Here is a 21,975-nt window from a genome sequence, read left to right as displayed (position 1 = left end):
CCCCTATTATTTCTGCCCAGCTAAATAGTTGTCACATGCAGCGATCTGGGGTTAATGTTTGATAAATTTTCAAGAAGCAGGGGAGACAGGTTCTTTCCTCTCCGTGCAAAAAATCTCTCTGCCAGCATCCCCGGACTATGCCTGCTCCAGCTGTTCCTGTCCTTGCTGCTCCTGCGAACTATCTTCCTGCGCTGGTACCGGCTGCTCATCCGCCGGCTGCTCCTGCGGTGGCTCCTCCTGTGCCGGCTGCTCCTGCAATGGCTGCTCCTGTGCCGGCTGCTCCTGCGATGGCTGCTCCTGTGCCGGCTGCTCCTGCGATGGCTGCTCCTGTGCCGGCTGCTCCTGCGACGGCTGCTCCTGTGCCGGCTGCTCCTGCGATGGCTGCTCCTGCGATGGCTGCTCCTGTGCCGGCTGCTCCTGCGACGGCTGCTCCTGTGCCGGCTGCTCCTGCGACGGCTGCTCCTGTGCCGGCTGCTCCTGCGATGGCTGCTCCTGTGCCGGCTGCTCCTGTGCCGGCTGCTCCTGCGACGGCTGCTCCTGTGCCGGCTGCTCCTGTGCCGCTTCTCCTTGCGGCGCCTGCTCCTCCGGTGGAAGCTGTTCCAGCAGCTCCTGCTGAAGTGACAACTTTGGCAAAGCCAAAACCCTCAATTCAGTTACCGCCGCAAAATTCACAGCTTTAACGAACCTGATATACCGGAATGATTGTGAGGGCAAATCAACGGCCCAGGTTGCCTTGAAGGGCAATACTTCATCATTCTGGGAGCCCAATACGGTAAAATCAGCAAAATTGCTTTGGTTTGATCCTTGTATGGTAAATAATTTTCGTGTTGGCGGCTGATCGGCGTCCAACCGGGTTACGAATTCAAGACGGCTGAAATCGTAATAGCGATACGATTCTCCCAGATCAACGGTCAACGATCCCGTTCCACTGGTTACCCATAGCGTTCCGTTATTTCCATCGACTGCTTTCTCTGCCCCATAAGCCGCGCTGTATGCGGAAGTAGCAGTGGCAGGTTTCTTTTTGGCCAGATTAACGACCGCCGGTTTGGTTTGACCTGCTGCAACGATGAACACATCAAGTGTCGTCCTGAAAGTGCCCTCCTCATGTGTTCCGGTTATCTTTATTTGAGTATCCCCGCTTCCGACTGCATGAACTGCGCCGGTTGCGGGATCGGCTGTTGCGATAGCGGGATTAAGCGATTCATACTGCCAGGCTGTCGTTCCGGCAACAACGGTTCCGTCAATGTTTGTCAGGTTCGGCTCAAGCTGCAGCGATTCCCCGACATTCATAATTGGCGAGCCGCTCATTTCAAGTCCTATATAATAAGGCGGCCAATGCGCCATAAAGGTGGTGGACGGGCCATTCCTGCTTGACCGGCCAGACGTATCAACCGCCTCGACCTTGACCGTCACCGGGATGTTATCCGGCCAATTATTGATCGTTGTCGTATAGACGCTGCCGGCAACCGTCACTGGCGCAAGTCCGCTCATCGAGATGTTGTACGAGGCAATGTTCAGCGAAGGATCCAGCGGCGTCCAATCCAGACGGACCTTGGCGGCTTCATCCTGTTTGACTGCCTGCACCACGCTGCCAGCCGGCCAATTCAAGGATAAATCCTGGCCGGTGTCGAATTCGGCCCATACCCGCAGTTCGGCCACGGCGGCATAATCCGAAGGTTTGGAGAAACGGATAAACTGATAGGACTCGGGCTGATCCAGTGTGGCAGTAAATGTGGAACGATAAGGAAGAATATCTGCTCCTTGTCTGCCCAATACCTCATAAGTGGCGAAGTCCTTGCGGTTGGAGGCTTGAATTTCAAAATTTCGACGGGGGAACGAATGGTCGACATCTTGTCTTGTGACGACTTCTATGCGCTGAATTTTATACAAATGATACAAATCTCCGAGGTTCACTGTAAGAGTCGCTACTCCATTCGTCGTCCATATGGTTTGAATGCTGCCGTCTACCGCTTTCTCCGGACCGTAGCCCGCTCCTGCCAGCGTACCGGTATAGGTCCCGCTTTTCAGCTTGGCGATGTTAACGAAAGCGGGTTTGACCTGTCCGGCGGCAAAGACATATACATCCAGCCTAGCGGTAACCTCGATATCCTCATGAACGGTCGTAATCGTAATAAACGTCTCTCCGGGGGCCACAGCCTGGATATCGCCGGTCTGCGGGTCTACCGCAGCGATCGCGGGATTCGCCGATACATACTCCCAGCTGTCAGGTCCTCCTGTCACAGGCACATTGTCCCGCGTTTTCACAAAGGGCTCGACGGCGGTCGTTTCGCCTACGGTGAGAATGGTGGAGCCGGTAAGCTCCGCGTCGATCAGAAACGGATTTTGCACCTGATTCGTAACAAGAAAGTCCTCAAGAGGTGAGTTGTCATTCAATGCTGCGTCCTGCACCGCCCCCTGCTGCAGCGATAATGTAATAGGATGCAAATATTCCAGCTGTCCGTAGACATGCAGAGTAACCGATTTGTTATTGGGTATTGCGCTTGCGAACTCGACCGATTCGACGGTTGCGGCCGTTCCGCCCAGTACGAACCGATCCGGAACAAGCGATGTTGACGCTACCGCTTCACTGAAGGTGAGCTCGATTTTGGTTCCTTCCTCATCCGTAATGGCCTGCACGAGCTCCGGACGCAAATAATCGCGCGCTTTGGTGGAAACTGCCAAATCCCTGTATGGCTCTGTTAATCCCGCGTTGGCCTTGACCGAAGCGGAATCCCCGTAATTGTCGATATAGCTGTTTGCTCCCTGCTTGAAGCGATTGGGGAAAATTAAAGTGGGGACATCTATTATAACGTTCCGTTCAACCGCAAACCCCTCAGTGGCCTGATCCAGGTAGATTCCGACAACGGGGAACCAGTTGTTCGTAGGCACGGTTGGCGGCGCAGACCAGGGAGAGCGGTCAAAATCGTGAATGTAGTTTTCGTATATTTGTGAGTTTGGCTGTTTGGAAAGTGTATAAATGGCGCCTCCATCCACTAAAAGACGCATCACGCGATGAATATTATTGTATCGGATAATGTTCGAATCAGACGCAGTCGTATTTGTTGTCCATCCCCATCCAACGGAGATCGCGCTGTATGGTAAATCTGTCAGCTCATTGTTCTCGACTACCAGTCCCTGCGTATATCCTCCGAATATTCCAACAGCCCCATAATAATCCTGGCCGACCTTGGAAATAAAATTATTGGATACATGCGTCTGCTTGACTATCGTTCTCAAATCGGACGGTATCTGTTTGAGCGGAGACAATACGCTTTCTATATTCATGCCGTTGCCGGAAATATCCTTAAACAGGTTGCCGACAATATCCACATTATTCGTGGCGGAGACCAAATCGAGCCCAGTCCCTCCAAGATGCTGAAAATAATTGCGGTTGAAGGAAATATTCTCGGCCGCTTCGACCCAAACGGCAGACGGCACTTTACCGTCATCAATTCTCATAATCGGATAGAAGGTCGCTTGCGTGTTGTTGTAACCCTGCTCGGTCGGCAGATTCCATCCGCTGTGCTCGAACGATATACCGTTAAACTGTATATTTTTGACCGGATTATCAAGCGTTCCGTTCAATTTGACCAATGTCTCCAGGACCGGTGCAACCACATAGGATCTTGCCATTTCTTCACCGCTGCGCGGCCTGTAATAAAGCATTCCGGCAGCTTCATCCAGATAAAACTCGCCCCCGCTGTCCATAAATTCCATCGCATTCTCAAAATGGTAGGAGGCTTTGTTGTCAAGCGTCGGCGCAGTCCGGTTAAAAATAATATCCTTGCCCGGATTTCTTGGCAGAATGGTCGCTTCGCTGCCGCTGATATTCATGGATTCAACCAGCATATGCTGATCGGACCAATGCGTCTGGACAACCATCTCAACCTGCAGCGGATTTTGGAGCGATTCCACATCTGAAGCATTGACGATAATAGTCCTGTTCGTTTTATCCCAGCTTTTGACCCGGAAGAATTCGTCTATATTGGGTGTTCGCGCACGGATAGCGCGTCTGTCGTTAACGTACAGCTGGCGGAATTCCAGATCGCCTACAGGCGCTTTGAATGCCCCGTTGCCTGCGGCCTCCCATCCCGAAATTTCCCGCCCGCCGCTGATGACGGGGCGCTGCCCCGGATAGGCCTGATAGATGACGCTTTTCCCGTCTTTTCCCGAATCCTGCTGGTCCAGGAGGAACGTATCGTCCAGATAGTAGGTTCCGCCGTGAAGATACACCACGATATCCTCCGTTTGTGTGCCTTCCGCAAGCGTCTCCCGTACTTCATCGCGCGCTCTTTCCAGGGTTTGAAAAGGAGCCTCCTCCGAACCATCTCCAGAATCAGAGCCTCCGGGAGACACATGAATAGCTCCGGGAACGACCGCCAGCGTCGAAATCGTCGCCGCGGCAGATTCCATTGCGTCAGGCTCCTGCCACTCGACAGTTCCTTCCTCGCTCCCCGGCTCATACGCGTCCCCAGTTCCTCCTTCTCTCACCTGCTGCTCTGCTTCGCCGGCTGCTTCCTGGCCCGACGGCTCCTGTACTTCGCCTGCCTCACCCTGACTTCCGGGTTCCTGCGCGCCTCCATCTTCCTGCAGACCGGTCGCTGCCTGCTCGCTTCCACTCTCGAGCTCGCTAACAATTACGGCAGCATCGCCTTCTTCCGCAAAGGATCTCTCCGGCATGATCGTGATCGCCGAGAGAAACGTCAATCCAATCATGATCCATAACAGCGCTTTTTGCACTTTATACGGTATTGCCTCGTTGGTAAACATCCTCAATCACCCCTCATGAAGTCATATTTTATCCGTCTGAAGTTGTCACCCAGGCTTTTAGATGCATAGAATCCCTCCCTTCTATAATTTCCTTTTAAAATAATAATTGGTAATGACTGCGTTTTCATATATAATAAGAAAAAGAAGAAAGTACGACGGACATGTTTCATTTATGCGAATGTTCTCTGTAGCTGCCCGGCGTGATTCCTTCAATTTTCTTGAATATGCGTATAAAATAGGTTGGTTGATATCCGACTTTCTCCGCGATCGCGTTAATTTTCATATCCGTTGTGCACAGCAGCTCCTTGGCCTTCTCCAGACGGGTGGTCGTCAAATAATCGATAAAATTCGTCCCCGTATATTGCTTGAACGCCTTGCTCAAATTATAGGAAGTCACGCCATGCTCATCCGCACACGATTCCAGTGATATGGGAGTGGAATAATGTTCATGAATCGCTTCCGTCACCTTGCTGACAATCTGCTCCAATATCGTCTCCCTGGTCTCCGATAGCTCCTCGATATAAGGTTCGATAATGGTAAAGCGCAGCCAGCCTAGCATTTCATCCTGGTCCTTGATTCCGCTCAATTGTTCATAGAGATTGCCGCTCTGCATAACGGACGAGTATACTCCAGACCTCAGCAGCTCGTGTATGATGCTTCCAAGCAGCTGCAGCATCCCCTGCTGAAACTGCATTTCCCTGGAATGATTATGCTTTATTTGTTCGGCAAAATGGCCCAGCTCCCTGACCGCCTCATCTCTGAGCCCCATTTTCATGGATTGGATGATGGCATTCTCAAGGTTGAACGGATAGTTTACTTGAATGGTTTGCCGGGGCAGCAGATCGTCCATATCCAGAATCTCTTCGTTTTTGTCCAGATCCCTGAACTGGAGAGCGGCCCGCGTTTCCTCCAGGGATTTGTGAATATCCCGCGGATCATCTACCAGTTTTCCGACCCCTACCGTTATCCGCATCGTCGTATATTGAGTCAGCATCTGAATGAGCTCGCTGGAGAAGTGAAACAAATCGCTTTTGACCTGCTCCCTGGTCCGCTCTGCCGGAAAGGCAAATATGACAGCGAGGGACAGATCATGAAAATTAATCACTTCGGCGTCCTGCCGGCTGCTTTGCAGCACTTCCTGCGTGATATTGGCGGCTGCGAAGGTTGCCAGCTGTTCGTCGCCTTCATTAAACTTCCCTTTGTTATGGGCGAATCTGTCCATACGCACCAGCAGAATGGCGAAGATTTTATCGCTCGCCTTCCAGCCGTGAAACGTCATTTTTTCTTTGAGCTCCGTCTCTGTGAAGAAGTAGAGATGCCCTTGCACCAATTGAAGCAGGAAACCTTCCTTCAAAGACTGCCTGTTCTGCTCAAGCTTTGTCTCCAGCTGATGGCTTTCATCGATGAGCTTGCGCCACCTGCCGGCAATAAATTGGAACTCGTCGCTTTTATCGGATGTGGAGGGTATTCCAACTGTGTCCTTAAACAAACCGACAAGATGTTTAACCGGTCTGTATATGCGTCTTGATGCGAGCCAGGAGAGGATGACGGCAACCGCAAGGCCTATTAGACTGAAGACAAGGCCCAGCTTGGATACCAGAATGACAGGGGATGTTAGTTTGGAGAGCGGAGTGGCCACGACATACTTCCATTCGTTCCGCGATAATGCGCCTACTGTGACAGAATAACTGATACCTTTGCGGTTGAAGATAAAATCGCCTACTTCAAGCTTGCGGTCGATGACCTCGCTGCGGACGGCTTCGTCCAGATCGACGGCCTTCGCGCCTTGATTTCTGCCCTTTGTGATCCAATCGCCGTCCTGCCGGAGGATATAGGCTACACCCTCCCCATCGGGATTCAACGGGTACAGGAAATCGTCAATTTGGCTTTTGTCGAGGTACAGAATGATCGTTCCCAGAGGTTCTTCACCCGCGCCGAGAACCTTGTGGACAAGCGCAGCGTTCACATTGTTTTTATACTTTAGCGGACTAATGGGCTCATTCCACCACATCAAGGAGGATTTTCCGCTTTGCAGATCCTGGAATGTCCGCTTGACTGCCTCGTCTGTGATGGTATAGATGCCTTCTTCATCCGAAACAAGCAGCTCTTCCTTGTTCAGATAAAGCACGGCATTGCCGATGAGCGGATTCGATTCCTTCAAGATCCGCAGCGATACGAGCAGCTCCCGTGTCGTATTCGGCTTCTGCCTCAGATCGCCTTCAAGCAGCTCCTGATTGAATACCGGATTGAATACCCATTGATTCCCGATGATCTCAAGCTGGGACAGCTGCTTCTCCATGCTTTGGTATATTTCATCCAGCTGCAGCCGGTGATTCCGCTTCACTTCTGCCTCAATCTGTTTGACCCCGATAAAATAATTGCTTGCCGCAATGATTGCCATGGGAAGGCAGGTAACCATGAACACAATGATCAAATTCTTGTAGAAAAAATTCAGGTTAAGCTTCCTCATGGCAATCCGTCCATCCTTTAATCAACTTCATAATATTCCCATTATATCAAACCTTGCCTATCTATTTGCCTGCTTTTTTATGGTAAGCGTCATTTAATTCTTCCAGCGATTTTTTCCAGTTCGGATCCGCAAGCAGTTCAGCCGTTAAGGCATCCCATTTGTCCAGCGGCTCCGTGCCGAGCATGATTTTCACCTGCAGGTCGGTAATCTTCTTGAGAAAATCGTTGCGGTACTTGGTCCAGGTTTCCGAGTACAGCCCAAAGCTTGGATTGGAGACGCTGACCTTGCCGATTTCGTCAATGATGCCTTTGTTGCGGTTGTAATAATCTGCCGGAATATTCGGCGCTTTCGCATAGGCGTATTGATCATAGCGGGTAAATACTTGACCGAATGCGGAGGTGGAGACGATATCCTTCTTCGCCTGCTCCGTCTGCACGTAGAAGTCCCCGTCCTTCGTAAAATGCACATCCTTGAAGCCGTAAGCGCCAAGCTCATACCCTTCCTCCGACGCACCAAAATCGAGGAACGCGAGAATTTTTTTCATTTTCTCTTCGGGCACGGACTTCGGAATCGCGAAAACGCCGTTGAATCCAACGCCTTTGCCCACATACGGCGTGCCTCCTGGTCCGGTTAAGGAAACCAGTGGAAGCATATCGCCCGCAGGATTGGTGGTGCGGATTCCTTCGGTCATTACCCACGCCGCCGACACGGCTTCAAAGGCAATGCCCGCTTTGCTGGTCATGACAGCTTCCCTGGCCTGGGTATTCTTCAAGGTGGCAAAATCGCTATGGATTAGTCCTTCCTTATAGGCCTTGCTCAGCCAGGCAAGCGCATCCTTGGTTGATTTATCCCCTACCATATTCACCAAATTCCCGCTGTCGTCGACCTTCCAGCCGTCATTGGCGCCCTGGAACGCATTCAGGATCGGTGCGAAGCTTCCCAGATTCAAGCCATCGGAGCCGATGCTTCCGACAAGTCCCACGGTATCCTTCTTGCCGTTGCCATCCGGATCGTCGTTGGTGAAGGCCTGCATCACTTTATACAGATCATCGGTCGTTTGCGGTACGGGCAGGTTCAGCTTATCCAGCCAGTCTTTGCGGATGGAAGCAATACCTGCGTCCAGCCCCCTGACCCGGGGAATCGCATAGATTTTACCGTCCTGGTACTTGGTATTTTCCCAAGCCTCCTTGGGATAGGCATTAAGGTTCGGATAATCTTTAATATATGAGCCAAGCTCCCAAAAAGCACCCTGGGTTACCATTGTTCTTACATTCTGGGCAAAATTGTCCCCGATCAGCGTAAGATCCGGCATGTCCCCGGAGGCAAGCGTGACATTCACCTTCTCATTGTAGCTGTTGGGGGATACCCATGTAATGGTCAGCTTGGTATTGGTCCGTTTTTCGACTTCCTTAATCACCACATTATCCGGACCCGGCGGTTCCTCGCCAAAGAACTGGGTCATAATGCTGATGCCTGTTGGCTCTTCCTGCTTCTCGGGCTCCACGGCGGGCTCATTGGTTTGATTGCCGGTCTGGTTACCCGTTTGGCTGGCGGTGTTGTTGTCCGTTTGATCCGTATTGCCGGTGCTTGGTGTGTTGTTCGATGGGCTGTTGCTGCCGCTGCTGCAAGCGCTGAGCAGAGCCATGCCGGCAAGTGTGAAAACCAGAAGCACCGCAGCCATAGACCGCATCGATAAATGATTCTTTTTCTTCAATTTGCTTCCTCCCTTTGAAATATATTCTATCTGTATGTCATCATTCCTTCACAGATCCTACCATAACTCCTTTGGTAAAATGCTTTTGCAGGAATGGATATACCATCATGATGGGAACGGTCGCAATTATGACGGCTGCCATTTTGATTGATTGGGGATTAATGATTTGCCCTTCCTGGAGCACATTGCCGCCGCCCGCCGATGTATTGGAATCAATCAGCATTTGCCTCAATACAAGCTGCAGCGGCCATTTGCGGAAATCATTAATATACAGCACCGCATTAAAGAACACATTCCAGTGGGCAACGGCGAAGAACAGGCCGAATGTCGCCAGGGCCGGCAGAGACAATGGCAGAATAATGCGCCACCATACATGCAGATCGTTGCAGCCGTCTATGACGGCAGCCTCCTCAAGGCTTGCGGGAATGCTGTCAAAGAAGCTTTTCATCAGAAACACATTCCATCCGCTGCTGAGCGCGGGAAGAATGAGCGCCCATAAGGAATTCATCAGATTCAGATCCCGTATCAGCAAATAGTTCGGGATAATGCCGGGATGAAACAAAATCGTAATCAAAATTACCATGAGAATTGTTTTTCTTCCCAGTAAGCGCTTTCTCGATAACGTATAAGCAAGGGCCGATGTGACGATCAGCCCAAGCACCGTACCGGCTACGGCCAGAAAGGTCGATACGCCGATGGAGCGGATAAACAGCGGTGTAGAAAACAAATACCGGTAATTCTCCAATGTGAACCCGCGTGGATACCAGATGATTCCGCCCTTCAGATACTCCCTCGGATCCGTGAAGGATACGCTGAGCACGTAATACAACGGAAACACCATAACCAGACTGAGCAGGAGAAGCAGCAGCACATTAAGCCGGGAATATATTTTTTCGGCAAAGGTTTCTTTAATCATGATTTCTCCCCTTATGGATTTGCTTGAGCCAGGCAAGAGCCCATCCTCTTAATAGAGGCCATCCTGACCGAATAATTTGGCACATTTATTGGCTGCCATCACCATGATTAAACCGACAATCGATTTGAACAAACCGACTGAAGCGGTATAGCTGAACTCCCCGTTCAGTACGCCATTGCGGTAGACATAGGTGTCGAATACGTCGGATACATTCGATACTGCAGCGCTGCCCATCAGGAATACCTGTTCGAATCCGACGTCCATCACATCTCCAAGCTTCAGAATCAGCAGTACAAATATGACATTCCGGATACCGGGAAGCGTGACATGCCAGATCTGTTTCCATTTGCCGGCGCCGTCCATCTTCGCTGCTTCATACAAGGTAGGATCGATTCCGGAGACCGCCGCCAGGAAAATGACCGTCCCCCAACCGGCGTCCTTCCATATATTTTGCAGGGTCAGCATGGGCCAGAACAGATTGGGCGAGGTCAGGAAGGCTATTTTATCAATCCCCAATAACGCCAGGATGCTGTTAATGACCCCCTCCGACTGCCCCAGCATTATGAAGCTGATCCCGGCTATGATGACCCAGGAGAGAAAATGAGGGAAATAAATAACGGTCTGGATCAGCCGCTTCAGTATCACCTGCCGTACTTCATTGAGCATAATGGAGATGACAATCGGCGCCGGGAAAAACAGCAGCAGGTTCAGGAAACTGATCGCTAATGTGTTGCGCAGCAGGATATAGAAGTCCGAATTGCTGAAGAAGCGGATAAAATGATCCAGCCCCACCCATTCGCTGCCCAGAATTCCGGCGTATGGCGAGTAATTCTGGAACGCAATGACCAGGCCCCACATGGGGACATATTTGAAAATAAGAAAAAACAATAATCCGGGCAAAGCCAGCAGATATAAATAACGGTCCCGGAACAACACCCTCATTCGTGAATGGCCTTTACTGCTACTGCCCAAATTTGTAGTTGCCAGCGTTTTACCCATGAGCTTTGGTCCTCCTGTTCTTGTTCGGTCTCTGCTGCGGAATCTGGCTCGGACGTTTGGTAAACCCAATTTACTTGATGGATAAGCTCACCGTCTAGACGACTTTTTTGCCCTGGTGCAGAAGGAGAAAACCCTTGTTTTTCGCTGGTTGCATGAGCTGAGGGACTCCGGCGGCAAAAATGTTCACTGCTCCCCCACTGCACTTTTTTGCCATAGTGTTGGCTGTGCATGAAAGTGCAGTTATAAATTACGACAAAAGAATAAGGCTTTAGTCCGATTAACAAAATATGGATGTGATGGCATGCTGTTGTTAAGAGGCTGGCCAGCTGATCATGAGTATGAAGGAGGAATTATTTTGAAGCTCAAAAGCGTTCTTCTTGCTGTCTTGACAGGAGCCGTTCTTATGACGGCACAAACCGCGGCCGCTGCCCCCGTCATTCCGAAATCCTTTCTGGAAACGGTGGACTATGGCAATGAATTTGAGCTTGGCGCCGTCCGTTCCACTTTATCGAATCAATTCAATATGGGCTATATCGGCAACAGCGATGATCCTGCGGGATGGGATTTTGACTGGTACAGCTATACAAATACGACGGACCGCTATCAACGTGTGGAAAGCTGGCTGTATGTGCCGGCAGGATATGACTATGAGTTTCTCGAGGGGGCATACCGGCCCAGAGGCGATTCAGAGCGCATTGGCCAATATCGCCGCTACATCAGCTATTTGTCCCCGGGGCAAACGATTGTGCGCGGTGTAACGGAATGGGATTATCCTTACAAGACCAGCAAGACCAAAAATTATGTATTCTGGGTATTGGCGGAGCCTTATGACCTTTCAGCTCGATAAGTTTCGATAGGCTGTAGAAACAAATTATTTATTGCAAACGCAAGGGCTGCCTTGCGGCAGCCCCTATGAGTGTGGTACAGGTATAAACCGTTCTGCCTGGATGCTCTGGACTTATCCAAGCAAGCGGGCCACGTCGATTTCGCCGACAACCGCCAATCGGCCGGGCAGCGTGTTGACCAGAACCTTGCTGCCGTCCCGGGAGAAAACGGGATGATGGCATACCCGGTGAGGATTTCTGCCGCTGATTTCGGACTCTCCCAGGGTACGGGGAAGGAATAGACTTTTCACAACCGTGTCGGTCTGCAAATCTATGAACACCACTTCCCCCGGAATTCCTCCTGTATCGGTAACAAGCAGATTATAATCCGTTGGCGATATGCTCGGATGCCCTCCGCTGTCATGTTTGCTTATTTTCCTGTAACCGCTCCCATCATATCGGACCTGAGCCACGCACAGCTTCGCCCTGTCATCCGGGTCCTGCCCGTACCCGATCAGATGCTCCCCGTCAGGATGCCAGGACCAGTGAACGCCCGATCTGCCATAGCTTAAATCGAGAGCCAGATGAACGTCCTTCATGTCATGATCCGAAGTAAATACATACGCCAGCCGCGGCTCTTCCCGTCCCGCGTCCACGCAATGATTGCCAAAATAAAATAAAAAACGGCTGCTGTCCGCATTCCATCGGACGCAGTAGCACATCAGCGTCAATCCTTCTACATCCCCCAGCTTCTGTCTGAGCTCAAGCTCTGAATGCATCAGACGATCCAGCCGGGGATGCTTCTTGAGTATATCGGCCGTGCTCATGACCAGCGATGCTCGGTCCGGATCGAACGAGAACCGGAAAAGTCCGTGCTCACCCCGCCGCTGAAAAGGAACCGGACTAAGACCAGGCTCATAAACGCCAGTTCCGTACCCCGCCGCATACAGCATCCCCATCAAGCCTGAAATAATCGGCTCGCCGCGCGGCGGAACTCCTTCCATATCGCCCTCCAGAATTCGCTCTTCTCCCGTTTTCAACTCGCGCCTGACAATAAGGGGCCGGTTTAATGTGCCGCTCTGATAATATACATATCGCCCGTCCGGGCTCCAGGATTGCCATAGACCCGTATGGAAAAAGCCGGCATGCAGCGCAGTCTGTCCGAATCTGTCGACTACCTCTCCGTCCGAAGATACGACAAGCACCTCTCCAAGCCCACTGTCCAAATCTCCTCCGGCCAGCAATAACAATCCCGAGCCGTCCGGCGCATACGGACTAATCGTGTAGTAGGCATGCACGCACCAGCGATCTTGTACCGGAATCGGCCTGATAGAGGATAGCTCCGGCATTCCTGTCAGATTCATGACAACCGCCTCCGCCTTATAGGATAGATAAACCATTTTTCTACTTGTATTATTATATGCTCCTTTACAGCTGCGGACCATTCATGAAGTGCCCGCTGTTTGCACAAAATGATTTTCCCGATTTTTCTATCAGGTCGAAACCTTCTCTATTAAATATGCGTCTATTCTATTGGATGGCGGTTATATAAGCCCGTTATCTGCTCATATCCTTGTGCTCAAATGTTTACAAGCTTGAAACATTACTCGCCAGTCTCGAAACATCTGGCTTATATAATGGGTACAGATCATTCGGGAGGTATCGACAGATGAGAAAAAGAACGAGAAAAAAATCCGGCGGCCGTATAGCTGTCCTGATTGTGCTGATTTGTGCGGTTATCGCAGTTGTCACGATTCAGGAGATTAAAGCAGGCTCGGATTCAGTCAAAACCGGCCAATCGGCAAATGAGAGCCCTGGCCAGAATGAGAATGCTGCTGCCGGCTCATCTGACAGCAGCACCTCCGGCGAACCCGTGCAATCGGGCACGGACGAGCCCTCCAATACAGGTCAGGAAGAGCCGCCAGCAGATGATCAGCAGCCTGCTGACGCGAACCAGACTCCGGCCAAGCCGCCTGTGTCTGATTCAACTAACGATGATGACTCCATCGTTGTCGTTGCACAGCCCGATAGCGTCACCGCACTCATAAACAAACACTTTGCGCTGCCCGAGGACTATGAACCGGCCGATCTGGTCTATCCGGATGTTCCGTTCACATTCTCGGAGAAAATCGAAAAACGCAAAATCCGCCAGGTCGCTGCCGACGCGCTGGTTCAACTGTTTGCGGGAGCCAAGGAAGACGGCGTTCCGCTGGCCGGCGTATCCGCCTACCGTTCCTATTCCAGACAAAAGACGTTGTTTGATAATTATGTCCGCGAGGATGGATTGGAAAAAGCCCGCACCTACAGTGCGGTGCCGGGGACAAGCGAGCATCAGACCGGTCTTGCCATCGACGTGACCGGCAAGGATGGCAAATGTGCCGCATCAGACTGCTTTGCCGGTACGCCCGAAGCCAAATGGCTAGCCGAGCACGCAGATGAATATGGATTTATCATTCGCTACCCCGAAGGAAAGGATGACATTACCGGCTATAAATATGAGCCTTGGCATATCCGTTACGTGGGTAAAGAAATAGCCAAAGTGGTTGCATCCGAGGATTTGACGCTGGAGCAGTATATGGACAAATATGGAGACGGGGCGGTGCTCGTTACCGGGCAATAATCAATGGCCGCCGTATTATTTTCTGATATTCCAAGTCCAAGTCCCGTATGGATTAACAGTCGTTACCCATGCTGGACCTGGACGCTTTGATAGCGCAATTTCCAAATCATATCGGCAGCATCCGTTGCCGCCTGCCGCTTGGCAATTTGTCTTGCCTGCTCCCTCATCCGCCCCAAAATGGAGGGCTGACTGAAGCATTCCCTGATTTTGCTGCCTAAATCCCTGGTACTGTTTGCCAGCAGCGCCGTACCCGACCGGAGCAAATAATTGACGTTGTCTTCCTCCTGGCCGGGAAGCGGCTTGAAGACAATCATCGGCAGCTCCATGTTCAAGGCTTCCGAAATTGTCAGCCCGCCTGCCTTGGTCACCAATAAATCGGCAACCGCCATCAGTTCATGTACATAGTCGATATAACCCAGAATAAGCACCTTGTGACTGGATGATTTGAATTTCTCGGTTAATTGCTGCTTCAGTTTATGGTTATGCCCGCAAATAATAATGACCTGAATGGGATCTCCAAGCGATTCCAGCGCTTCGATCTGATGGGGACCCTCGCCGAAAAAACCATCTCCGCCTCCCATAAACAGCAGCGTTGGCCGGCCGTCATCCAGATGATGCTTTCTCCTCAGCAGTTCCAAATTACCCCTTTGGCTGAATTCCAGCCGAAGGGGTATTCCTGTTACAGATATGCTTTCACCCGGTATATGATGGCGGATCAGTCCCTGCTTGACCTCATCGGAGCCCACAATATAAAGATCCGTAAACGGATAAACCCAATAACTGTGAACGGTATAGTCGGTCATCACCGTTACGGTCGGAACATCCGTCAGACCGTGAGACTTGAGCAGCGACATTAGACCGGCAGCACCGGGGAATGTGGAGACCACGACGGATGGACGCATGCTCTCAATCAAATCCAACAGCTTCTCCTCGCCGAACCGGTTGAGTTTTTTGAGAAAATCCGACAAAGAATTCACATGCCTCGTTTTGCGATACAAATATCCGTACATAGAAGGAACTTTCTTCAAGCTTTGCAGAAAAAGATAACGGCCAATGGAATGAAAATAGGGGTGCGTCAAATCCATCACATCGACAATGACGGTTTCGGCCTGCGGATAGCTGAGCTTTAAAGAATGGCTGACAGCGGCTGCCGCCTGTTGATGGCCATCTCCGTAATTGCCGGTCAAAATCAGAATTTTGTCTTTATGCATGTCGATGAACTTTCCCCTTTCATAAACAGATAACCCTTATTCTATGTATTCTATTATTCCATTTTCCCATTCATTCGCATTTAACCAAAACATTATATTTCCTGGTGCTTTCATCCCATGCAGTCATAATAAATCTATTATTGTAATAATAGTTTCCTGCCTTGTCCACACCCAAACCATGAAGATTTTCTAATCAAAATCTCATAAACTCCTAAAAGCCGCAGAATCGCTCAAAATCTATAACACTATGTAAATAGTGGAAAAAATTAACGTGTTATAGTGGTTTATGCAATCCTTTACATTCTTGATTCATCCATTACATCCTTGGGAGGCAGAACAAATTGAATAAGAAAAACCTGTTTCGGAAAAGCATCGTCGGCATCACATTGAGCTTGGCCGTCCTGGCAAGCAGCACATTGGCAGCACCGCCAAAACCGGTTGCAGCGGCATCCGCTACCACAAGCTCAACTTCATCCAAAATCATCGCAAACGCCAAAAAGTATCTGGGCGTAAAATATCAGTTTGGAGCTTCGACAAGCACAACGAAACGCTTTGACTGCTCATCTTTCACCAAACGCGTATTGTCGACTGTCGGCGTGACTCTTCCGCGCACATCCAAAGCCCAGTCCAAAGCCGGTAAATATGTTTCGAAAAGCAACCTTAAAGTCGGCGATCTGGTATTCTTCTATTCCCCCATCCACCATGTAGGCATTTACATCGGGGACGGTAAAATCATCCATACATATGGAGCCCCGGGAGTTACCATCTCCAGCATCAACTCCGGCTGGTGGAAAGATCACTACGAAACTGCGCGCCGCGTACTGTAATCCACGTACCGCAAAGGGGATTATCCGATATCCTGTCGGATCGTCCCCTTTTTTTTGTTTCCGTATCCGAAAAGAGAAGTCCAGTGAAGAATCTGGCTGCGCATGCGAATGGAGGCATTATCGCTCTTCCAGTAAACCGACAATGAAGGCCATCGCTTCTTCCTCGTCATTTCCTTTTGTTTCAATCCGGATCTTCGTACCCGAATCAACTGGCACCAGCATGACGCCAACAAGGCTTTTGGCATCCACCGCATGCTCGATATAATGATGGTCAAAATAAATATGGATGTCGGAGGTGAACTGTGCAGCCTTCTGAAAAACCGCAATCAAATCCTCGCGTTGAATCTCGGAATGGATAATAAATTCATAAACCTTCATAGTATCAACCTCTTCATATCGTTTCGACTTGACGCGCTGCTATGGCAGCAGCCCGCTTAAATCCTCCAGCTTGGGCTTCTGGAACTCTACGACAAGGCTTCCATTATGAATCCTGATGTTTCGGACAACCAGAACTTCTGGCAGTTCTTCCCCGATTGGAATCACGACATTCCCGAAGTAACGGATGGGCAGCGTGATATCTCTCATCCGGGCCTCTTCGATGACAGCTGTCAGGTCCGGATTCCGCCACTCCAGCCGGTAGGTCAGCTTCAGTGCCGCGGGGATCCGGTCCTTGACACGAATGTTCAGATCGGCGATCAGCCTGTCCCCGGCCAGTTGAAATTTTGCACCCGTTACCACAATTCCGCTGCCGTACCGGGGTGCTTGAGCAAGCGCCTGTTTTCCAAAATTGTTAATATCCGTCTCTGACAGCATTAATTCCGTAGATAACCGTCTGACCATGCTCATAGCCCTGTCCATGAGAGGCACTTCCTCATAAGCCAAATCAAGCTTCTGGCTTGGGGAGACATACCATATGGCGCCGGTGACCGCCAGAGCTATGATAATGACGAAAATAACCAACGAAATCAACAACTTTTTCACGATTTCCTCTCAACTCCAGGTCTGCCGATCGTCCTGCTTATTCCAAAATCCGTTTCTGACACGATTATATCATGTTGAATGAGACGATGCACCGAGAGAGGGTGTTTCTCTATTCTAGACGATATTGCTCCGCTTAAGGTTGCGAAAGAAAAGCCGAACCACCGGCGCCTTAGCGCCTCGATGATCCGGCTTGAGCTGGATTTAAAAATAAATAACATACACAATGACGGCAAGCACGATCCGGTATATTGCAAATGGAACAAGCTTGACGCGGTTGATCAGCTTCAGGAAGAAGCGGATGGAAATGAGGGCGAAGACGAAGGCGCTCACGAAGCCGACAATAAAGAACGGCAGGGAATCCATGGTGAAATACTCCCAATTCTTGACCAGCGAGAGCATGCTCGCCCCCAGCATAATCGGCACTGCCATAATGAAGGTGAAATCGGCTGCCGCCCTGTGGCTCATCCCGAGGAGCACACCGCCGGAGATCGTGGAGCCCGATCTGGAGAATCCCGGCCAAAGTGACAGGCATTGAAAAAGACCGATCATGATGGCTTGTCTGTAGGAAATCTGGTCGACAGTTTGAATACTCGGAACAGCCGGAGCGAACCGGTCGGCTGCAATCATCAGAACCGCACCAAGCACAAGTCCGATCAGCACTGTTCCCGTGGAGAACAGATGATCGTCAATATAACTCTCCGTCAATACTCCAAGCACGCCGGCTGGAAGCAAGCCAACAATGACCTGCGACAGTCTCAGACGCTGTCGCGGGGCGGCAGCTTGACCCTCGCTGCGACGCCGCAGCCCAAGCAGGTCCATGAACCTTTTCCAGAAAATAATAACGACGGCTAATATGGAGCCCAACTGAATAACAATCTTGAACGTATTCGCCACATATTTGGTCAGAAATTGCTCGGACTGCAGCCACATATCATCCACGATAATCATATGTCCTGTCGATGAGACGGGAGCGAATTCCGTTACGCCTTCCACCAGGCCCAGCAGCAGTGCCTTCAACAATTCAATAAAATTCATTCCTGGCATCTCTCCCGTCCCGCTTAAGCTTAAGCTTTTCTCTGTCTGCGGATAAATAAGAATACTAATACGATCATTCCGGCACCGATGGCCGCATACGCAGCATGGGAATACAAGTCCATGAAATGGAGAATATCCGCCCAATTCTCTCCCAGCGCTGCTCCAATCATCACCAGAATAATGTTCCAGATCAACGTCCCCAGGGTAGTGAAAAGAAGGAACAGCCAAAATTTCATCCGCGACATGCCCGCCGGAATGGAAATCAGACTTCGTATTAGCGGAATCATCCTGCAAAATAACACGGTCCAATATCCATATTTTTCGAACCAGGTATTCGCTTTATGGATATCTGCCTTCTTGAGCCTCAGAACATGACCCCAGCGTTCGACGATTTTCTCCAGTCTTTCCACGTGAAGCAGCAACCCGATGCCATACAGGACAACGGCTCCCAGCACAGAGCCCGCCGTAGCAAAAGCGATGACGCCGGGTACTGTCAGACTCGTGTTGGTCGTCATAAACCCGCCAAAGGTAAGAATGACCTCCGAAGGAATGGGAGGAAAGACATTCTCCAGGGCGATCATCAGCATGATTCCCCAATAACCAAACTGCTCCATAAAATCAGTTATCCAGTTCTGCACCTTCTTTAGCCTCCTCACTAGTCAGGTGAAAGCCAGGCTGCGCAGGTGGAAACGTCTTCCGATCGCTGTTGTACCCTGAAATTTTTTTATTGTGGATACCTGTATCGGTTAAATTCGGGGTACAAAGGCGAACGCTTACGCTTCTCCAGACTATTTTCCGCCTGCTCCGCCAGTTATTCACCTGCCTTTAAACAAGCGTCTTCTTCAGGTTCCGCAAATAGCGGTTGCGGATGAAGAAGAAATATACTATCTGTGCCATGAAAAAGCTGATCAGCACGATCCCCATTTGATTTGCGATCGACAGGAAGAAAAACTTCTGCAGAGCAATAAACGCGAATATGCTGTGCACAACCGCAAACATAATCGGAACGAAGAACAGCAGGGCAAGCTGCCTTGTAACCATCCTCGACAGCTCTTTTTCCGTGAGTCCAATCTTGACCATGGTGAGAAATTGGCGGCGGTCATAATCCAGATCCGCATAAAGACGAAAGTACAGGAAGCTGCCGGCGGCAATAAAAAACACAGTGCCGACGAGAAGGGCAACGAACAGCATAATGCTGTACAGGCTGTTTTGCGCGGCCTGCAGCGTTCCGCTTACTGTAATTGCATAAGGCTGGCCCATGTCATAGCGCATCACCCCGAAGTCCGCAAGACCTTCCAGCATCCCGATCGTTTGTTCAATATCCTTGACATAGAAGCCGGTATAGTAATCGGTTTGGACCGGGGCGGTGATTCGGTTGAAAAGCTGATCGCTTACGACCATTCCGCTGAATTCTGTATCGATATCCTCCTCCAGCTCGGCCAAATCCCGATCATCGTCGAGATCCGTCATCAGATAATCCGGTATGGCAACCCGCTTGGTGTAGCCGGTCTCGCGAAGGCTTATACCGCTGTCCTTAAGGGTATATGTCAAGGGCTCCCGAACTTGGATATAGGCTTTATCCCGCAGCGAGCTCATCAGAACCAAGGCTTCATTGCCGCTTAAAGCCTGTTCCGCCGTGGGCACGCCCGCCAGAAGGGTCACTTCTCTGTAATCCGAGAATGAGATCAGATGCAGCTCTCTTTCTTGAGAGGAATCCGCTGCCGAATGGGTCTGAACCGCGACATATTTGACCGGCATGCGGTAGCTTTCATAGGGAATAGCTTTGTCGGCTAATTCATCCCTGATCTGCTGCAGATGCCCTTCCTCAAGCCCGCTTCCATCCTTGGCCACGTAGCCGATGGCGGCCGGATAATCATCGGCGAATTGACTGGTCAGGGTTTGCAGGGAGGTGAATGCGCCGACGCTGCAGAACGAAACAGTCGAGATGATGGTAACCATAAAGAACATCCGGGCATTGTCCTTCACCCGGTAAGCCAGGCTGGAAACCGTTATAATGTTCGTTTTCCGCAGGAAAAAGGAACGCTTCTTCTGCAGCAGCTTGATCGTGTATACACTTAGCTGCGTGTAGAAGAAATAGGTGCCGGTTATCGTCATCACGATAACCGGAATCATCCGCAGGATCACCGTGGACACGCTCGCGGACGCCGATAAATAATAGCTTGCGGTAAGCAGGACGACGGCAAGCAGAGACAGCAGAACAGAGCTCTTCGGCTGCGCTTTGGGCTTCTGGCCGGATTGAAACAATTCAATTAATTTGTTGGTGCGGATCAGGACCGCGGTACATAAGGAAATCAACAGAAACAAGACGATGAAGGACAGCGCCGTGAGCGCAAGAGCCTTACCCGACAGATAGAACGGCAGCGACGACAAGCCTACGAATTTCGAGCCGATCATCAGGAACAGTTTCCCCGTCAGCAGCCCCGCTGCAATCCCCGCGGCAATCGCTCCCAGGCCAATCAGCATATTCTCAAAGAAAATCATCCGGTTGAGCTGTCCTTTGGTCATGCCGTGCATCATCAATATGCCGAACTCACGCTTGCGCATTTTCAGAAAAGAACTGACAGAATACAGAACAAAGAAAAATGAGAACACATACATAATGCCTTCCGCTGCCACAAGCGCCTGTATCGCGGCATTGAAGATCATGCCCTCCTGAATGCCCGGATTAAAGATGAACAGCGCGCAGATGCAAAAGATCATCACCGAGAAGGAGCTGCTCAGAAAATAAGCCGCGTAGGTCCGCTTGTTCCGCATTACATTCCTATAAGCGAACTGACGAAAGGTCATGGCTGTCCCCCCCTAACAGCGACAGCATATCGATGATTTTTTGAAAAAAAGCCTGACGATTGTTCCCGCGGTAAATCTCGTTGTAGAACCTGCCGTCCTTGATGAAGATGACCCGGCGGCAAAAGCTGGCGGCCAGCACATCATGAGTGACCATCAGAATTGTGGCTCCATCCTGCTCGTTAACAGCCGAGAAGGTCTCCATCACATCCCTGGAAGCCTTGGAATCCAGATTGCCCGTCGGTTCGTCCGCCAGAATAAGCGAAGGGGCATGGATGATCGCCCTTGCTATCGCAGTCCGCTGCATCTGTCCGCCTGAGATTTCATAGGTCCGTTTCTTCAATATGGCCTGAATCCCAAGCTTCGCTGCCACTTCTTGGAGCCTGCGGTCCATCTCCGGCACAGCCACGCCATCGAGGGTCAGTGTCAGCAGAATATTTTCTTCCACTGTCAGCGAATCGAGCAGATTGTAATACTGAAAGACAAAACCCAATTCATGGCGGCGAAAAAGGGCGGTCTCCTGCTTGTTCAGCTGCTGCGGATCCTTGCCGTTGATGATGATTTCTCCTGATGTCGGCTCGTCGATGGTCGCCAGAAGATTCAGCAAGGTCGTTTTTCCGCTGCCCGACGGGCCCATGATCCCAACGAATTCGCCTGCCTGAACGTCGAAGTGGATATTATCCAATGCCCTGTACGCCACCTTGCCCTCATACAGCTTCGACAGATTACGAACCTTCAAAATAGACAATGGGCATAACTCCTTGTGCAGTGGAATGTCCTTATTATATAAAGGCAGGAGAAGT

At 50.6% G+C, this 21,975-nt stretch carries 16 protein-coding genes; 3 read left to right on the top strand and 13 right to left on the bottom strand.

Features of this window, described 5'->3' with window-relative positions:
• Nucleotides 1-135: 135 nt before the first annotated feature.
• From AC0YOB_RS15445 to AC0YOB_RS15425, 5 genes are all read right to left on the bottom strand, one after another.
• Nucleotides 136-4,770 carry a discoidin domain-containing protein gene (locus AC0YOB_RS15445; protein WP_475793523.1) on the bottom strand — a complete coding sequence of 1,545 codons (4,635 nt, stop codon included), beginning with the start codon at nt 4,768-4,770 and terminating at the stop codon, nt 136-138.
• A 166-nt stretch (nt 4,771-4,936) separates the two neighbouring features.
• Entirely contained in the window at nt 4,937-7,240 is a 2,304-nt protein-coding gene (locus AC0YOB_RS15440) for a helix-turn-helix domain-containing protein (protein WP_475793522.1), read from the bottom strand.
• A gap of 61 nt (nt 7,241-7,301) precedes the next feature.
• Entirely contained in the window at nt 7,302-8,954 is a 1,653-nt protein-coding gene (locus AC0YOB_RS15435) for an extracellular solute-binding protein (RefSeq protein ID WP_475793521.1), read from the bottom strand.
• A 40-nt stretch (nt 8,955-8,994) separates the two neighbouring features.
• Nucleotides 8,995-9,870, bottom strand: a complete 876-nt coding sequence (locus tag AC0YOB_RS15430; RefSeq protein ID WP_475767420.1) for a carbohydrate ABC transporter permease — start codon at nt 9,868-9,870, stop codon at nt 8,995-8,997.
• A 48-nt stretch (nt 9,871-9,918) separates the two neighbouring features.
• Nucleotides 9,919-10,869 (bottom strand): ABC transporter permease, encoded by a 951-nt coding sequence (locus AC0YOB_RS15425; protein ID WP_475793520.1) that lies wholly within the window; start codon nt 10,867-10,869, stop codon nt 9,919-9,921.
• Nucleotides 10,870-11,224: 355 nt separating this feature from the next.
• Here AC0YOB_RS15425 and AC0YOB_RS15420 point away from each other — a divergent pair, with 355 nt between their 5' ends.
• Nucleotides 11,225-11,716, top strand: coding sequence for a hypothetical protein (locus AC0YOB_RS15420; protein ID WP_475793519.1), 492 nt, complete (start codon nt 11,225-11,227; stop codon nt 11,714-11,716).
• A 111-nt stretch (nt 11,717-11,827) separates the two neighbouring features.
• On the opposite strand, the gene AC0YOB_RS15415 is transcribed toward AC0YOB_RS15420, so the two are convergent.
• Nucleotides 11,828-13,057 (bottom strand): YncE family protein, encoded by a 1,230-nt coding sequence (locus tag AC0YOB_RS15415; RefSeq protein WP_475793518.1) that lies wholly within the window; start codon nt 13,055-13,057, stop codon nt 11,828-11,830.
• 305 nt (nt 13,058-13,362) lie between these two features.
• Here AC0YOB_RS15415 and AC0YOB_RS15410 point away from each other — a divergent pair, with 305 nt between their 5' ends.
• A complete protein-coding gene (locus tag AC0YOB_RS15410) occupies nt 13,363-14,313 on the top strand; it encodes a M15 family metallopeptidase (protein WP_475793517.1) in 951 nt (316 codons plus the stop codon).
• A gap of 62 nt (nt 14,314-14,375) precedes the next feature.
• Here the strand turns inward: AC0YOB_RS15410 and AC0YOB_RS15405 are convergent, their stop codons facing one another.
• Nucleotides 14,376-15,524 (bottom strand): MGDG synthase family glycosyltransferase, encoded by a 1,149-nt coding sequence (locus tag AC0YOB_RS15405; RefSeq protein WP_475793516.1) that lies wholly within the window; start codon nt 15,522-15,524, stop codon nt 14,376-14,378.
• Between the two features lie 341 nt (nt 15,525-15,865).
• Here AC0YOB_RS15405 and AC0YOB_RS15400 point away from each other — a divergent pair, with 341 nt between their 5' ends.
• The gene (locus AC0YOB_RS15400) at nt 15,866-16,351 is read left to right on the top strand and encodes a C40 family peptidase (RefSeq protein ID WP_475793515.1); all 486 of its coding nucleotides are present in this window, start codon (nt 15,866-15,868) and stop codon (nt 16,349-16,351) included.
• A 117-nt stretch (nt 16,352-16,468) separates the two neighbouring features.
• Here the strand turns inward: AC0YOB_RS15400 and AC0YOB_RS15395 are convergent, their stop codons facing one another.
• From AC0YOB_RS15395 to AC0YOB_RS15370, 6 genes are all read right to left on the bottom strand, one after another.
• Nucleotides 16,469-16,729: an HPr family phosphocarrier protein gene (locus AC0YOB_RS15395; protein WP_210039787.1), complete on the bottom strand. Its 261-nt coding sequence runs from the start codon at nt 16,727-16,729 to the stop codon at nt 16,469-16,471.
• Between the two features lie 39 nt (nt 16,730-16,768).
• Nucleotides 16,769-17,332 (bottom strand): hypothetical protein, encoded by a 564-nt coding sequence (locus tag AC0YOB_RS15390; protein WP_475793514.1) that lies wholly within the window; start codon nt 17,330-17,332, stop codon nt 16,769-16,771.
• A 201-nt stretch (nt 17,333-17,533) separates the two neighbouring features.
• Entirely contained in the window at nt 17,534-18,367 is an 834-nt protein-coding gene (locus tag AC0YOB_RS15385) for an undecaprenyl-diphosphate phosphatase (protein ID WP_475793513.1), read from the bottom strand.
• 29 nt (nt 18,368-18,396) lie between these two features.
• Nucleotides 18,397-19,005 (bottom strand): DedA family protein, encoded by a 609-nt coding sequence (locus AC0YOB_RS15380; protein ID WP_475793512.1) that lies wholly within the window; start codon nt 19,003-19,005, stop codon nt 18,397-18,399.
• 187 nt (nt 19,006-19,192) lie between these two features.
• Complete coding sequence (locus AC0YOB_RS15375; protein WP_475793511.1) at nt 19,193-21,175, bottom strand: ABC transporter permease; 1,983 nt, start codon at nt 21,173-21,175, stop codon at nt 19,193-19,195.
• A complete protein-coding gene (locus AC0YOB_RS15370) occupies nt 21,150-21,920 on the bottom strand; it encodes an ABC transporter ATP-binding protein (RefSeq protein ID WP_475793510.1) in 771 nt (256 codons plus the stop codon). The genes AC0YOB_RS15375 and AC0YOB_RS15370 overlap by 26 nt, the downstream gene beginning before the upstream one ends.
• Nucleotides 21,921-21,975 lie beyond the last annotated feature (55 nt).

Source organism: Paenibacillus sp. JT31N17, assembly GCF_056269255.1.
The sequence above is the reverse complement of the archived record's forward strand: the minus strand, read 5'-3'. Positions and strand labels throughout refer to the sequence as shown.

Excerpts from the sequence above, each read along its gene's own strand:
- AC0YOB_RS15445 (WP_475793523.1), bottom strand. The coding sequence starts at position 4,770 with ATGTTTACCAACGAGGCAATACCGTATAAAGTGCAAAAAGCGCTGTTA.
- AC0YOB_RS15440 (WP_475793522.1), bottom strand. The coding sequence starts at position 7,240 with ATGAGGAAGCTTAACCTGAATTTTTTCTACAAGAATTTGATCATTGTG.
- AC0YOB_RS15430 (WP_475767420.1), bottom strand. The coding sequence starts at position 9,870 with ATGATTAAAGAAACCTTTGCCGAAAAAATATATTCCCGGCTTAATGTG.
- AC0YOB_RS15425 (WP_475793520.1), bottom strand. The coding sequence starts at position 10,869 with ATGGGTAAAACGCTGGCAACTACAAATTTGGGCAGTAGCAGTAAAGGC.
- AC0YOB_RS15415 (WP_475793518.1), bottom strand. The coding sequence starts at position 13,057 with ATGAATCTGACAGGAATGCCGGAGCTATCCTCTATCAGGCCGATTCCG.
- AC0YOB_RS15410 (WP_475793517.1), top strand. The coding sequence starts at position 13,363 with ATGAGAAAAAGAACGAGAAAAAAATCCGGCGGCCGTATAGCTGTCCTG.
- AC0YOB_RS15405 (WP_475793516.1), bottom strand. The coding sequence starts at position 15,524 with ATGCATAAAGACAAAATTCTGATTTTGACCGGCAATTACGGAGATGGC.
- AC0YOB_RS15395 (WP_210039787.1), bottom strand. The coding sequence starts at position 16,729 with ATGAAGGTTTATGAATTTATTATCCATTCCGAGATTCAACGCGAGGAT.
- AC0YOB_RS15385 (WP_475793513.1), bottom strand. The coding sequence starts at position 18,367 with ATGAATTTTATTGAATTGTTGAAGGCACTGCTGCTGGGCCTGGTGGAA.
- AC0YOB_RS15375 (WP_475793511.1), bottom strand. The coding sequence starts at position 21,175 with ATGACCTTTCGTCAGTTCGCTTATAGGAATGTAATGCGGAACAAGCGG.